12 protein-coding genes are annotated in these 14,050 nt (G+C 72.6%); 9 read left to right on the top strand and 3 right to left on the bottom strand.

The features are described from left to right. Positions 1–68: 68 nt before the first annotated feature. A complete protein-coding gene (locus tag ACI2K4_RS05090; RefSeq protein ID WP_404508876.1) occupies positions 69–1,418 on the bottom strand; it encodes a lysine N(6)-hydroxylase/L-ornithine N(5)-oxygenase family protein in 1,350 nt (449 codons plus the stop codon). A 141-nt stretch (positions 1,419–1,559) separates the two neighbouring features. Here ACI2K4_RS05090 and ACI2K4_RS05085 point away from each other — a divergent pair, with 141 nt between their 5' ends. Next, positions 1,560–2,504, top strand: coding sequence for a methionyl-tRNA formyltransferase (locus ACI2K4_RS05085; RefSeq protein ID WP_404508875.1), 945 nt, complete (start codon positions 1,560–1,562; stop codon positions 2,502–2,504). Positions 2,505–2,567: 63 nt separating this feature from the next. On the opposite strand, the gene ACI2K4_RS05080 is transcribed toward ACI2K4_RS05085, so the two are convergent. Next, on the bottom strand, positions 2,568–3,482 hold the full coding sequence (locus ACI2K4_RS05080; protein ID WP_404508873.1) for a siderophore-interacting protein: 915 nt from the start codon (positions 3,480–3,482) through the stop codon (positions 2,568–2,570). Beyond that, positions 3,482–4,519, bottom strand: coding sequence for an iron-siderophore ABC transporter substrate-binding protein (locus ACI2K4_RS05075; RefSeq protein ID WP_404508871.1), 1,038 nt, complete (start codon positions 4,517–4,519; stop codon positions 3,482–3,484). Before ACI2K4_RS05075 ends, ACI2K4_RS05080 begins: the two co-directional genes overlap by 1 nt. 255 nt (positions 4,520–4,774) lie before the next feature. Between ACI2K4_RS05075 and ACI2K4_RS05070 the strand changes: the two genes are divergently transcribed. The 8 genes from ACI2K4_RS05070 to ACI2K4_RS05035 all read left to right on the top strand — a co-directional run bounded on the left by ACI2K4_RS05070 (position 4,775) and on the right by ACI2K4_RS05035 (position 14,015). After that, positions 4,775–5,740: a FecCD family ABC transporter permease gene (locus tag ACI2K4_RS05070; protein WP_404509195.1), complete on the top strand. Its 966-nt coding sequence runs from the start codon at positions 4,775–4,777 to the stop codon at positions 5,738–5,740. Next, positions 5,740–6,807, top strand: coding sequence for a FecCD family ABC transporter permease (locus ACI2K4_RS05065; RefSeq protein ID WP_404508869.1), 1,068 nt, complete (start codon positions 5,740–5,742; stop codon positions 6,805–6,807). The genes ACI2K4_RS05070 and ACI2K4_RS05065 overlap by 1 nt, the downstream gene beginning before the upstream one ends. A 2-nt stretch (positions 6,808–6,809) precedes the next feature. After that, positions 6,810–7,745 (top strand): ABC transporter ATP-binding protein, encoded by a 936-nt coding sequence (locus ACI2K4_RS05060; protein ID WP_404508867.1) that lies wholly within the window; start codon positions 6,810–6,812, stop codon positions 7,743–7,745. Then, positions 7,742–9,496, top strand: coding sequence for an ABC transporter ATP-binding protein (locus ACI2K4_RS05055; protein ID WP_404508865.1), 1,755 nt, complete (start codon positions 7,742–7,744; stop codon positions 9,494–9,496). The genes ACI2K4_RS05060 and ACI2K4_RS05055 overlap by 4 nt, the downstream gene beginning before the upstream one ends. A gap of 79 nt (positions 9,497–9,575) precedes the next feature. Next, on the top strand, positions 9,576–11,327 hold the full coding sequence (locus ACI2K4_RS05050) for an ABC transporter ATP-binding protein (RefSeq protein WP_404508863.1): 1,752 nt from the start codon (positions 9,576–9,578) through the stop codon (positions 11,325–11,327). Positions 11,328–11,474: 147 nt separating this feature from the next. Then, positions 11,475–12,083, top strand: coding sequence for a copper chaperone PCu(A)C (locus ACI2K4_RS05045; protein WP_404508861.1), 609 nt, complete (start codon positions 11,475–11,477; stop codon positions 12,081–12,083). A 56-nt stretch (positions 12,084–12,139) separates the two neighbouring features. Beyond that, entirely contained in the window at positions 12,140–13,342 is a 1,203-nt protein-coding gene (locus ACI2K4_RS05040; RefSeq protein ID WP_404509194.1) for a Dyp-type peroxidase, read from the top strand. 97 nt (positions 13,343–13,439) lie between these two features. Continuing rightward, a complete protein-coding gene (locus ACI2K4_RS05035; RefSeq protein ID WP_404508860.1) occupies positions 13,440–14,015 on the top strand; it encodes a helix-turn-helix domain-containing protein in 576 nt (191 codons plus the stop codon). Positions 14,016–14,050: the final 35 nt, after the last annotated feature.

Below are 14,050 nucleotides of genomic sequence, written 5' to 3'. Positions count from 1 at the left end.
GTTGCCGCACCTGCCCGTACCCGGTGGACCGAGCGGCCGTGGTCGGCCGCCCGGTGGTGGGGTAACGGTCAGGCGCGGCCGGCGCCGGCCGGCGCCGGGACCGGTGCGGGCAGGTCACGGCGGGTGACGATCGACTCCAGGATCTCGGCCGCCCGGATCGAGCCGTTGGAGAGCAGCGAGGAGCTGATGCCGTGGCTGTGTTCGGTGCCGCCCTGGAGGTAGATGCCGCAGCGCAGTTCGTCGTCGGTGGCGACCCGGTAGTCCCGGCCGAGGCGGAGCTGACCGAGTTCGTCGCGGTGGCAGTGGCCGCTCAGCTCGCCGAGCATGTTGGCCGGGTCGACCGGGTCGTAGCCGGTGGCGCAGACCAGGATGTCCGCGTCCAGGGTGGCCGGTTGTCCGGTGATCAGGGTCTCGATGCTGACCTGTACGCCGTCGGCGTGCGACACCGCGCCGCGCAGCCGGGAGGTGTTGAGCAGGCGCAGCCGGGACTGGCCGAGGACCTGTTCCCGGTAGCTGCGCCGGTACAGTTCGGCGATCAGGTCGCCGTCGACCACGGAGTAGTTAGTGTTGCCGTGGTAGCCCATCAGTTCGGCCTTGACCTCGGCCGGCGCGTCGAAGTAGTCGTCGACCGCCCCGGGGTCGAAGATCCGGTTGGCGAAGGAGCTGTCGTCGGCCGGGCTGTAGCCGTACCGGGAGAAGACCGCGCAGACCTCGGCCTCGGGGAACCGGTCGTGCAGGTGGGCGGTGACCTCGGCGGCGCTCTGGCCGGCGCCGACCACGACGAACCTCGACGGCGCGGGGTCGATCCCCCGGTCGAGCTGGAACAGCAGGTCACGGCTGTGCCAGATCCGGTCGTCGGCGATCACGCCGGCGGGTAGCCGGGGTTGCAGGCCGGTGGCGAGGACCAGGTTGCGGGCCCGGTGCACGGTGGTGCCCCGGCCGGTGTCGACCAGCACGTCGACCAGTTCGATGCCGTTCTCGCCGGTCACCGGCCGTACGCCGATCACCTCGTGCCCGTAGCGCACCAGGTGGTCGACCTGGGCGGCGGCCCATTCGAGGTAGTCGTGGAACTCGATCCGCAGCGGGTAGAGCGTCTTGTGGTTGATGAAGTCGATCAGCCGGTCCTTGGCGTGCAGGTAGGACAGGAAGCTGAACCGGCTGGTCGGGTTCCGCAGGGTCACCAGGTCCTTGAGGAACGAGACCTGCATGGTCGCGTCGTCGAGGAGCATGCCCCGGTGCCAGCCGAAGCTCTGCTGGCGTTCGAGGAAGACCGCGGAGACCGGCTGCTGGCTGCCGGCCGGTCCGGTCGGCAGCTCCTGCTCGGTAAGGGCGATGGCCAACGCCAGATTGGACGGGCCGAACCCCACTCCGACGATGTCGTGTACGGGCAGCTCGTCGTGCGGCGGTACGTGCGCCATGGACCACACCCCTAGATCGTCGATTTAGGGTAGGCTACCCTTGCTTCAAAACCGGGTCAATGCGGAGACAGCAACACCACACACGCTAGCTAGGTAAGGCTTGCCTGACTAGTATCCGCCGGAATGCCAGGAGGCGTCCACATGCGAGTAATCATGTTCGGCTACCAGACCTGGGGGCATCGAACCCTACAGGCGCTGCTGGACTCGGAACATGAGGTCGCGATGGTGGTCACGCACCCCAAGAGCGACCACGCGTACGAACAGATGTGGGACGACTCCGTCGCCGACCTCGCGCAGGCGCACGGCGTACCGGTGCTGTTGCGCCAGCGTCCCGACGAGGAGCTGGCCGACCAGGTCAAGCAGGTCGACGCGGACATCATGGTGGCCACCAACTGGCGTACCTGGCTGCCCCCGGAGATCTTCAACCTCCCTCGTCACGGCACCCTGAACGTGCACGACTCGCTGCTGCCGGCGTACGCCGGATTCTCCCCGCTGATCTGGGCGCTGATCAACGGCGAGCCGGAGGTGGGCGTCACCGCGCACCTGATGGACGACAAGCTCGACGGTGGCGACATCGTGCTCCAGCGGGCCGTCCCGGTCGGGCCGACCGACACCACCGCCGACCTGTTCCACCGCACGCTGGCGCTGTTCGGGCCGATCACGCTGGACGGGCTGGCGCTGATCGAATCCGGTCAGACGGAGTGGACCAAGCAGGACCCGAGCAGGGGCAGCTTCTTCCACAAGCGCTCCGTGCAGGACAGCCTGATCGACTGGACCTGGCCGGCGGAGGATCTGGAGCGGGTGGTCCGGGCGCTCGCCGACCCGTACCCGAACGCGTTCACCTACCACCGGGGCGAGCGGATCCGGATCATCGAGGCGGCCGTCTCGCGCGGAATCTACGGCGGCACCCCGGGCCGGGTCTTCATCCGGGAGGACGACGGCATCGTCATCGTTGCCGGGGCCGAGGCCCGCCGGGGGCGCAGCCACGGCCTGCTGGTGAAGCGGGTACGCACCGACGACGGCACCGAATATCCGGCGACCGAGTACTTCCACACCATGGGCGGTTACCTCACCAACCAGCCCTGAGTCTGGTCCGGCCGACCCGACCGCCCGGTCCGTCCCCCGAGGGGAGGCCGGGCGGTCCGGCCGTCAGTTCGCCTGTGCCCTGCCCCGACGCCAGTAGCCCATGAACGCCACCGCGCGGCGGTCCATGCCCCGCTCCCCCACCAGGTGACGACGCATGCCCACCACCGCACCGGACTCACCGGCGAGCCAGGCGTAGAAGCCGTCGGGTCGGCCGACGGTCTCCTCGGACGTGGGCACCTCCCAGAGATCGTCCTCGTCCGGCTCCTCGGGCGTCGCCCCGCTCGCCAGTCGGGGCTCGCGGGCCGGACCCGCCGCCGCCGCGACCGGGACCAGGTCCGCGACCAGTTCCCGGACCACCGGACCGAGCCGTTCGCCCCGGCTGCGGGCCAGCCAGACCAGCCGGACCCCGTCCGGGACGGTCAGGTCGAGCACGTCCGCCGGCTCCGGCACCTCCAGCACCACCGTCGCCCGGTTGTGCGGCCCGAGCATCTCGACGATCGCCGAGGCCGCCGGCACGGCCGCCTCGTCGGCGGCGAGCAGCAGCCGCCCCGCGTGCGCGGGTGGTGCCCAGGCCACGTCGTTGAACGGGCCCGGGTGCCCGGCGACCGGCCCGATGACGGTGAGCGGGTCGCCGGGGCGGGCCTCGGTCGCCCAGCGCGAGGCCGGGCCGGCGACGCCGTGCAGCACGAAGTCCAGGTCCAGCTCGCGCCGGTCGGGGCGGAACGCCCGAACCGTGTACGTCCGCAGTGGAGGCCGACGCTCGACCGGCACCGCCTGCCAGCGCTCCACCCAGTCCGGCCCGGTCGGCAGCGTCCCCGCGTCCTCGCCCGGGAGCGGGAAGATCAGGTTGATCCGCTGGTCGTAGCCGTGTCCGGCGAACCCGGCGAGGGATTCACCGGACACGGTGACGCGTACGAAGGTCGGGCTCAACCGCTGGACCCGGGACACCCGTACGGCGAAGGGCAGGTAGGCCGGCATTAGCGACCGGGTGCCACGAGCATCGGCAGGAGCTGGTCGATCGCGTACGGCACGCTGAGCACCGTCACGAACGACAGTGCGGCGCCGACCGGCGGCTCCATGTACGGCACGAAGACGGCCCGATCCTCCTTGGCCACCTTCAACGCCGCGTAGACCGGGTCGGCCTTCACCCGCGCCTGCACGGAGGGCTCCGTGGTCAGCAGTACCAGCCGGTCCACGTCGAGCAGGTCGAGCCGCTCGGCGCTGAGCACCGCCGCGGTCTCCTTGCCGGCGACCTGCTCGACCTGGTCGGAGAGCTTGTAGCCCATCTCGGCGAGCAACTGCGCCTTCGGGTCGGCCTTGGCGAAGGCGGCGTACGTGCCCGGCTCGCTCGGGTCCGCCACCACCGCGGTCTGGGTGGCGAACTCGGGGTGCTGCGCCCGGATGTCGGCGAGCCGCTTGTCGATGTCGGCGAGGAGCTGCTCGACCTTCGGCTGTGCGCCGAGGGCCCTGCCGATCACCTTGGCCATCTCGTCCCACGGGGTGGAGTAGTCGTCGTACTGCTTGGACTGGGCGACCACCGGGGCGATCTTGGACAGCGTGGTGTACTGCTCCTGGGTCATGCCGGTGTACTGCGCGACGATCAGGTCGGGCTTCAGCGCGACGATCTTCTCGACGTTGTACTCGTCCCGCTCGCCGACGATCTCCGGTGGCGTACTGCCCCAGAGGTCCTTCGTCCAGGCCCAGTTGCCGTACGGGCGCTCGCCGAACCAGTCCACCGCGCCGACCGGCTTGATCCCGAGGGCGAGGACGGTGTCCTGGTCGCTCAGCCCGAGCGTGACCACCCGACTGGACGCCTTGGTGACGGTGGTGGACCCGTACTTGTGCTCGATGGTGACCGGGAAGGCTCCCGGCGCCGCCGATGCCGACGCCGTGCTCTCCGGCTCCTCCGAACCGCCGCCGCAGGCGGCCACCGTGGCGGTCAGCGCCACCGCGAGCAGGATCCGGGAGAGCGGGCCGAGGCGACGGCGAGTGACTGTCTTCGACGGACTGTGCATGGGTCCCCTTCGGGAATCGGCGGCAAGACAGGAAATCGGCAGCGAGACGGGACCTCGGCACCGGCCGAGGAGAGGTTGCCATATAGTAAGGGTCGGCTAACCTAACCTCAAGCCGTAAGATGCTCTCACACGTGTCGGGCGAGGTGGACCGTCGCCGCCGGCAGCACCTTCGAGGGAGACCATGTGAGCGCACCGATCCGGCCACCCACCGTGCGCGGCGCGACCCGCCGCCACCTGGTCGCGCTCACCGCCGGGGTGCTCCTGCTCGGGTTGGTCTGCCTGCTGTCGATCGCGGTCGGCGCCCGCCAGATCCCGCTCGGCGAGGTCGTGCGGTCCCTTGTGGACCCCGGACGGACCCCGGAGGACGTATTGGCGATAGTACGCGGTCTGCGGCTGCCGCGTACCGCACTGGGGCTGCTCGCCGGAGCGGCGATCGGCCTGGCCGGCGCGGTCATGCAGGGCCTGACCCGCAACCCGCTGGCCGATCCCGGACTGCTCGGCGTCAGCGCCGGGGCCGCCCTCGGCATCGTGACCGCGAGCGCTGTGCTGCATCTCACCGGCCTGTACGGCTACATCTGGTTCGCCATCCTCGGCGCGCTGCTCGCCAGCGCCGTGGTCTACCTGCTCGGCGGGGTCGGGCGCGGCGGCGCCACCCCGGTCAAGCTGGCCCTGGCCGGGGTCGGGGTGACGCTGCTGCTCGGCTCGCTGACCAGCGCCATCGTGCTGGCCAGCCCGCTGGCCCTGGACCGGTACCGGTTCTGGACCGCCGGCTCGCTGGCCGGGCAGGACGGCGGGGCGCTGCTGCGGGTGCTGCCGTTCCTCGCCGTCGGCATCGTCGCCGCGCTCGCCCTCGCACCCGCGCTGAACAGCCTCGCCCTGGGGGACCAGCTCGCCACCGGACTGGGCCGGCGGGTCGGCCTGATCCGGGTCTGCGGCGCCGGGGCGGTCACCGTGCTGGCCGCCGCGACGGTGGCGGTGACCGGACCGATCGTCTTCGTCGGGCTCGTCGTACCGCACCTGGTGCGGATCGTCACCGGGCCGGACTACCGCTGGCTGCTGCCGTACACCCTGGTCCTGGCACCGATCCTGCTGCTCGCGGCGGACATCACCGGCCGGGTGGTGGCCCGGCCGGGTGAGATCCAGGTGGGGGTCATCGTGGCCTTCCTCGGCGCGCCGTTCTTCATCGCCCTGGTCCGGCGGCGACGGCTGGCGGAACTCTGATGGCCTTCGTCGAACTCTCCGCCACCGCCGGGCGGGCCACCGTCCGGATCGCCCGGCCGGCGATCAGCGCGGTGCTGTCGCTGCGCGCCCTCGCGGTCGGCACCGTGCTCGCGCTGGTCACCTTCGGTGTGTTCTGCGTCGGCATCGCCACCGGGGACTACCCGCTCACCGTGGCCGAGGTCGTGCCGGCGCTGTTCGGTGTCGGCGACGCCGGGACCCTGCTGGTGGTGAACGAACTGCGGCTGCCCCGGGCGCTGGTCGGCCTGCTGGTCGGCGCCGCCTTCGGCATCTCCGGCGCGGTCTTCCAGACCATGACCCGCAACCCGCTGGCCAGCCCGGACATGATCGGCGTGATCGCCGGGGCGCAGACCGCGGTGGTCGGCGGCATCGTGCTCGGCTTCGGCGCCGGGCTCGGCACCCAGACGCTGGGACTGCTCGGCGCGCTGCTGGCGGCCCTGCTGGTCTACGCGCTGGCCTGGGGACGCGGGGCGACCGGCTACCGGATCGTGCTGGTCGGGGTCGGGGTCGCCTGGATGTGCACCAGCGCCACCGACTACCTGCTGGCCAGGGCGTTGCCGTTCGAGGCGCAGAAGGCGGTCGGCTGGCTGGTCGGCAGCCTGAACGAACGCGGCTGGCAGCACGTACGCCCGTTGGCGCTGGCGATGGCGGTGCTGCTCCCCGCCACCCTGCTGCTCGGGCGCTGGCTGCGTACGCTGCAACTCGGCGAGGCGGTCGCGACCGGGCTGGGCACGCCGGTGGCCCGTACCCAGTTGGCGTTGCTGGTGACCGCCGTCGGGCTGGCCGCCTTCGGCACCGCGGCGGCCGGGCCGATCCTCTTCGTCGCGCTGATCGCACCGCAGATCGCGCTGCGGCTGGCCGCCGTGGCGACCCCGCCGCCGCTGCTCTCCGCCCTGACCGGGTCCCTGATCGTGGTCACCGGTGACCTGCTCGCCCGGCACGTGCTGCCGGACGACCACCTGCCCGTCGGGGTGGTGACCGGTGTGCTGGGCGCACCGGTCCTGCTCTGGCTCCTCGCCCGCGCCAACCGAACCGGCTCCGGAGGATGACCGTGCCCGCTGAACCCCTCGGCGTAGCCGTGACCGATCCCGCGCCCGCCCACCGCCGGTCGCCCGCACCGGCCGAACCGGCCGCGCTGCCCGAACCGTCGGCCGCACCCGAACCGACCGCGCTGCCCGACCTGCGCGCGACCGACCTCTGCCTCGGCTACGACAAGGTCCTCGTCGTGGACGGCCTCGAGGTGTCCATCCCGGCCGGTCGGATCACGGTCATCGTCGGCGCCAACGCGTGCGGCAAATCCACCCTGCTCCAGGCACTGGCCCGACTGCTCGCCCCGCGCTCCGGTGCGGTGGAACTGGACGGCCGGTCGATCCAGTCCATGCCGACCCGGCAGGTGGCCCGGCAGATCGGCATCCTGCCGCAGGCGCCGGTGGCGCCGGCCGGTCTGACCGTGATCGACCTGGTCACCCGGGGACGCGCGCCGCACCAGACGTGGTGGCGGCAGTGGTCCAGCCAGGACGAGGGGGCGGTGACCGACGCGCTCACCGCGACCGACATGCTGAAGCACGCGCACCGGCCGGTCGACGAACTCTCCGGTGGCCAGCGGCAACGGGCCTGGATCGCGATGGCCATCGCCCAGGCCACCCCGGTGCTCCTGCTCGACGAGCCGACGACCTTTCTCGACCTGGCCCACCAGATCGACGTACTCGACCTGGTCGTCGACCTGAACCGGCAGGAGAACCGGACCGTCGTGATGGTGCTGCACGACCTCAACCAGGCCAGCCGGTACGCCGACCACCTGATCGCGATGAAGGCGGGCCGGATCGTCCGGCAGGGCAGCCCGGACGAGGTGATCACCGCCGACCTGGTCGAGCAGGTCTTCGACCTGGACTGTCAGGTCACCCTCGACCCGGTGACCGGAACACCCATGATCATTCCGATGGGCCGGCACCACCGGGACCGGACCAGCCCGGTGGCCGTCGGATGAGCCCGATCGACACACCCGGGGCGGCGACCGACCCGGTGGCGACCGGCGGCCCGACGACCGGACGTAAGGTGCTCCGCCGGGCCGTCACCGGTCAGGGGCGGGACGTCGCCCTCGGCAGCCTGCTCGCCACCGGACACCAGGCCGGCGAGGCACTCGTACCGGTCGTCATCGGGCTGGTGGTGGACCGGGCGGTGGCGACCGGCTCGGCCACCGCGCTGACCCAGTGGCTGGTCGTGCTGGCACTGGTCTTCGCCGGCCTGTCGACCAGTTTCCGGTTCGCCGCGCGGTTCGGCGAGCGGGCCGCCGAGCGGGCCGCGCACCAGATCCGCCGGGAGCTGACCGGACGGGTGATCGCCCCGTACGGCGGGGTGGAACGCGGGCACCTGCCGGGCGCGTTGGTCAGCATCGCCACCAGCGACGCCAGCCGGGTCGGCGCGGTGAACATGGCGGTGACGGCCGGGTTCGCGGCACTGGCCGCGCTGGTCACCACCGCCGTCGCGCTGCTGCACGCGTCCGTACCGCTGGGTCTGCTGATCCTGCTCGGCGCGCCGCCGGTGCTCTGGATCGCGCACCTGGTCGGCGGCCCGCTGCAACGCCGCAGCGCGGCCGAACAGGAGAACGTGGCGTACGCCTCCGGTGTTGCCGCAGACCTGGTCGCCGGCCTGCGCGTGCTCAAGGGAATCGGCGCCGAACGCGCCGCCTGGGCCCGCTACCGACTGATCAACCGGCGGTCGCTGGACGCCACGCTGCGCGCTGCCAACGCCCAGGCGTGGCACGACGGCGCCCTGATCGTCATCACCGGCGTGTTCATCACGGCGGTGGCGCTGCTCGGTGCCCGGCTGGCGATCCAGGGGGAGATCAGCATCGGTGAACTGATCGCCGCGGTCGGCCTCGCGCTTTTCCTGCTCAACCCGCTCTCGCTGCTGAGCTGGGTGAACGCCGAATTCGCCCAGGCCCGCGCCTCCGCCGACCGGATCGCGGCGGTGCACGCCGCCGCGCCGGCCGTGCGCCCCGGCGGCCTCGCGCCGGTCAGCCCGGTCCGGGGCGAGCTGCGCTTCGAACAGGTCACCGACGGCCCACTGCGGATCACCGAACTACGGGTGCCAGCCGGCGAACTGCTCGGCGTGGTCGCGCCCGACCCGGCCGCAGCCGCCACACTGGTACGTTGCCTGGCCCGCGAGGCCGACCCCGAGGCGGGCACGATCACCCTCGACGGCATTCCGCTCGCCGACCTGGACCCGGCCCTGGTACGCGCGGCGATCCTCACCGCCAGCCACGACGCGGTGCTGTTCGAGGGCAGTCTGCTCGACAACGTCGCCTCGGCCGGCGGCAACGTCGCCTCGGCCGGCGGCGGGGCCAGGTTCGACGCGGTGCTCGCCGCCACCACGGTGGACCAGGTCGCCGCCGTACTGCCGGACGGGATGCGGACGCCGGTCGCCGAACGCGGCCGGTCGCTCTCCGGGGGCCAGCGGCAACGGATCGTCCTGGCCCGCGCGCTGAACGCCGAGCCCCCGGTGCTGGTGGTGCACGAGCCCACCACCGCGGTCGACACCGCCACCGAGGCGAGGATCGCCAGCCGGCTGCGCCAGGTACGCGACGGCCGGACCACCGTCCTGGTGACCAGCAGCCCGGCGCTGCTGGCGGTTACCGACCGGGTGGTGCTGCTCGACGGCGACCAGGATCCGGTCACCGGCCAACACCACGACCTGGTACGCACCCACGAGCGCTACCGCGCCACCGTCCTGGCCTGAACGTCCCCGCCGTCCCACCCCGCCCGCCGCGCTGTCGTCCGGTGCGGGACCGAGAACCGCCCGCCGACGAGGGAGAACCGTGACCCCGCACGTGCTACCGACCGCCACCCCGGCGCAGACCACCGCCATGGTGCGGCAACTGCTGCGCGGGCGCCGCGCCTTGGCGGTCGGCTCGCTCGGCGTACTCGGCGCCGCCACCGCGATCGGGCTGCTCACCCCGCCGCTGCTGGGACACGTCGTGGACCTGGTGGCCGGGGGCGGCACGGTCGGCGCGCTCACCGTACCGGCGGTGGCACTGATCGCCATCGCGGTCGCGCACGCGGTCAGCACCGCGATCGGCCTCGGGATGATCGCCCGGCTCGGCGAGGGGATGCTGGCCGACCTGCGCGAACGGTTCGTCGACCGGGCGCTGCACCTGCCGTTGGGGCAGTTGGAGCGGGCCGGCTCGGGTGACCTCACCTCGCGTGTCACCAACGACGTCACCGCGATCGCCGAGGCGGTACGCGCCGCACTGCCGGAACTGGTCCGCTCGGTGCTGGTGATCGGCCTGACCCTGGCCGGCCTCGCCGTACTCGACCCGCGCTTCCTGCTCGCCGCCCTGCTGGCCGCCCCGATCCAGTGGCACACCGTGCGCTGGTACCTGCGCCGCAGCCCGGCCCTGTACGCCGCGCAGCGGTTGGCGGTCGGCGCCCAGCAGCAGCAACTGCTGGAGAGCATCGGGGGCGCTGCCACGGTTCGTGCCCTGCGACTGGGTGAGCGGCACCTGGACCAGGTCACCGAGCGGTCCCAGGGTGCGGTGGACCTGGCGCTGCGCGCCGTACGACTGATCACCCGGTTCTACGGCCGGCTCAACCTGGCCGAGTTCGTCGGGCTGTCGGCGGTGCTGGTGACCGGCTTCCTGCTCACCGACTCCGGCGCCGTCACGATCGGTACGACCGCCGCCGCCACGCTCTACTTCCACAACCTGTTCGGCCCGATCAACTCGGCCCTGCGGCTGGTGGACGACGCCCAGGTCGCCACGGCGAGCCTGGCCCGGCTGGTCGGGGTGACCCAGCTACCGGGGCCGGCGACGGCACCGGACCATGCCGGGCCGGTGGACGCCTCGGTCAAGGCGGTCGACGTCGAGTACGCCTACGTCCCCGGGCGGCCGGTGCTGGCGGGGGTGACGCTGGAGATCGCCGCCGGGCAGCGGGTGGCGCTGGTCGGGGCGAGCGGGGCCGGCAAGACCACCCTGGCCCAGCTCGTGGCCGGCGTACACCGCCCGAGCGCGGGGACGATCCTGCTCGGTGGGGTGGAGGTCGGTGACCTGCCGCCGGAACAGCGTCGCCGTACGGTCGCCGTGGTCACCCAGGAGGTGCACGTCTTCGCCGGTCCGCTCGCCGACGACCTGCGGCTGGCCCGGACCGGGGCGACCGACGACGAGCTGCGCGCGGCGCTGGCCGAGGTCGAGGCACTGGACTGGGCGCTCGCGCTCCCCGACGGTCTGGACACGGTCGTCGGCGACGGCGGGCACCAGCTCACCGTGACCCAGGCCCAACAGTTGGCGCTGGCCCGGGTGGTGCTGGCCGACCCCGGGGTGGTGATCCTGGACGAGGCGACCGCCGACGCCGGCAGTGCCGGGGCGCGGGTGCTGGAACGGGCGGCCGAGCGCGCGCTGCGTGGGCGTACCGCCCTGATCGTCGCCCACCGCCTGACCCAGGCGGTCACGGCGGACCGGATCGTGGTGCTGGAGGGGGGCCGGGTGCTCGACTCCGGCACCCACGAGGAGCTGGTCGGCCGCGAGTCCGGCCGCTACGCGACGCTCTGGCGGGCCTGGTCCCGGGAGCGCTGACCCGGCAGCACGCCCTTGGGTCCGTGCCGCCCGCACTGTCCGGTGCGGGCGAGGAGTGCGCAGACCCCGGCGACGAAGTGCTCGGGTCCGGGAACCGCACCCCGGTTGGTGACGACTAACGGTCGAATCCAGTCACCGGAGGCCAGCGTGCGACGAACCACACCGCGACAGACCCGACCCCGCCCCGTACGGGCCGTTCCCCTACCGGCGTTCGGTGTCCTGCTCGCCGCACTGGTCGGCACGCTCGCCGGGTGCGGCGCGGCCGAGCCGTCGGCCGCGCCACCGAGCCCGCCGGTCTCCGCGAGCGCCTCGGTGACCAGCGTCTTCCACGTACGCGACCCCTGGGTCAAGGCCGCCGACGGTGGCATGACCGCCGTGTTCGGTGTCCTGGTCAACGACGGCGGCACCGACGCCACCATCGTCGGCGCGACCTCGTCGGTCTCCCCGGTGGAGGTGCACGAGATGGCCATGACGGAGGGGCGGATGGTCATGCGCCCCAAGGCCGGCGGGCTCACCGTACCGACCAAGGGCGTCCACACCCTGGAGCCCAGCGGCGACCACCTGATGCTGATGGACCTGGCCCGCCCCGTCCTCCCAGGTGACGAGGTCACCATCACGCTGACCTTCGCCGACGGTCGGACGGCCGAGTTCACCGCGATCGCGAAGCCGTTCGCCGGTGCCGGTGAGAGCTACGACCCGCAGCCGGACGGGCATCCGGGGGCGAGCCCGACCCCGAGCCCGGGTCCGGCGGCATGACCGGGCAGTTCGGCGACACCGGACCGGTGCCGCTCTCGGCCGGGTCGCGCGACCGGATGAGCCGTCGCCGTCTGCTGGCCGGCGGCGCCGTCGCCGTCGGCGGGGCGCTCGCCGGTGGTGGCGCCGTCGCCGCCGGGACCGCCGACGACCGGCCCGCCGCCACCGTACGGGCCGACCCGCAAACCGGTACGGTCACCGAGCCGTTCCACGGCCCACGTCAGTCCGGGATCGCCACCCACCCGCAGGCGCACGCCTCCTTTCTCGCCTTCACCCTGCTGCCGGGGACGGACAGGGCGGCACTGGTGCGGCTGATGCGGCTGCTCAGCGACGACGCCGCCCGGCTCACCCGGGGTGAGCCGGCGCTGGGTGACACCGAACGGGAACTCGCCCTGCTTCCGGCCCGGCTCACCATCACCTTCGGGTTCGGGCCGGGACTGTTCCGCGCCGCCGGGCTGGAGGAACGCCGGCCGGCGTCGGTCGCCGACCTGCCACCGTTCTCCATCGACCGGTTGGAGGCGGCCTGGTCCGGCGGCGACCTCCTGGTCCAGATCTGCGCCGACGACCCGCTCACCGTCACGCACGCCCAGCGGATGCTCGTGAAGGACACCCGTCCCTTCGGCACGGTCCGCTGGACGCAACAGGGGTTCCGGCGGGGAGCGGGGATCGAGGACCGGTCCCGTACGTCGCGCAACGTCTTCGGTCAGCTCGACGGGACCGCCAACCCGAAACCCGGCACCGCCGCGTTCGAGCAGGCCGTCTGGGTGCCGGACGGTCCGCCGTGGCTGCGGGACAGCAGCACCCTGGTGGTACGCCGGATCCGGGCCGAGTTGGAGACCTGGGACCTGCTCGGCCGCGCGGACAAGGAACTCGCCGTCGGCCGGCGGTTGGACAGCGGCGCCCCGCTCACCGGGCGGGTGGAGGAGGATCTGCCGGACTTCGCCGCCACCGACGAACTCGGCTTCACCGTCATCCCGGACTTCTCCCACATCAGCCTGGCGCAGGTGCCCGACGACCGGTCGAAGATCCTCCGGCGGCCGTACAACTACGACCGGGCGCCGGACGGCGCCGGGCGGGCGGACAGCGGCCTGATCTTCGCGGCCTACCAGGCGGACGTCACACGGCAGTTCCTGCCCATCCAGCGGCGGCTGGCGGAGCGGGACCTGTTCAACGAGTGGATCACCCCGATCGGTTCCGCCGTCTTCGCCATCCCGCCCGGGTGCGCCCCGGACGGCTGGATCGGCGAGCAGCTACTCGGCTGAGACCCGGTCGGCGAACGCCCCGCCCGACGGACGAGAGGATGATCAAAAAACCCTGACCTACCCGTTTCCGGCTGCGGGGACCCGGCAGACTAGGAGCGTGGACGAGAACTTGGACGCCGTGCTCAGCCAGGTCGGACCCCGGCTGCGGGCCCTGCGGCGGCAACGCGAGACCACGTTGGCGCACCTGTCCAAGACCACCGGCATCTCCATCTCCACCCTGTCCCGGCTGGAGTCCGGCCAGCGCCGCCCCACCCTGGAGCTGCTCCTGCCGCTGGCACGGGCGTACGGGGTGCAGATCGACGAGCTGGTCGGTGCGCCGACGACCGGTGATCCCCGGGTCCACCTGCGCCCGGTGGTCCGCAACGGGTTGACGATGGTGCCGCTGACCCGTCGGGCCGGTGGCCTCCAGGCGTACAAGCTGATCATCCACTCGACCCGGAACATGCCCGAGCAGCAGACCCACGAGGGCTACGAGTGGATCTACGTGCTCAACGGGCGGCTCCGTCTGGTCCTCGGTGAGCAGGACATCGCGCTCACCCCGGGTGAGGCTGCCGAGTTCGACACCCGGGTGCCGCACTGGTTCGGCTGCGTCGACGGTGAACCGGTCGAGGTGCTCAGCCTCTTCGGCCGTCAGGGAGAACGCGCTCACCTACGGGCAAGATCCGTACGCTGAGGCGGCCCAGGGGCCGCTCGTCAGGGCACGGTCGC

The sequence above is a fragment of the Micromonospora sp. NPDC050397 genome (assembly GCF_044901685.1).
In the GTDB taxonomy this organism is placed as follows: Bacteria; Actinomycetota; Actinomycetes; order Mycobacteriales; family Micromonosporaceae; genus Micromonospora_G.
The sequence above is the reverse complement of the archived record's forward strand: the minus strand, read 5'-3'. Positions and strand labels throughout refer to the sequence as shown.

Bases quoted from the DNA above. Each gene is read 5' to 3' on its own strand.
- ACI2K4_RS05075 (WP_404508871.1), bottom strand. From the start codon at position 4,519: ATGCACAGTCCGTCGAAGACAGTCACTCGCCGTCGCCTCGGCCCGCTC.
- ACI2K4_RS05080 (WP_404508873.1), bottom strand. From the start codon at position 3,482: ATGCCGGCCTACCTGCCCTTCGCCGTACGGGTGTCCCGGGTCCAGCGG.
- ACI2K4_RS05055 (WP_404508865.1), top strand. From the start codon at position 7,742: ATGAGCCCGATCGACACACCCGGGGCGGCGACCGACCCGGTGGCGACC.
- ACI2K4_RS05085 (WP_404508875.1), top strand. From the start codon at position 1,560: ATGCGAGTAATCATGTTCGGCTACCAGACCTGGGGGCATCGAACCCTA.
- ACI2K4_RS05065 (WP_404508869.1), top strand. From the start codon at position 5,740: ATGGCCTTCGTCGAACTCTCCGCCACCGCCGGGCGGGCCACCGTCCGG.
- ACI2K4_RS05040 (WP_404509194.1), top strand. From the start codon at position 12,140: ATGAGCCGTCGCCGTCTGCTGGCCGGCGGCGCCGTCGCCGTCGGCGGG.
- ACI2K4_RS05090 (WP_404508876.1), bottom strand. From the start codon at position 1,418: ATGGCGCACGTACCGCCGCACGACGAGCTGCCCGTACACGACATCGTC.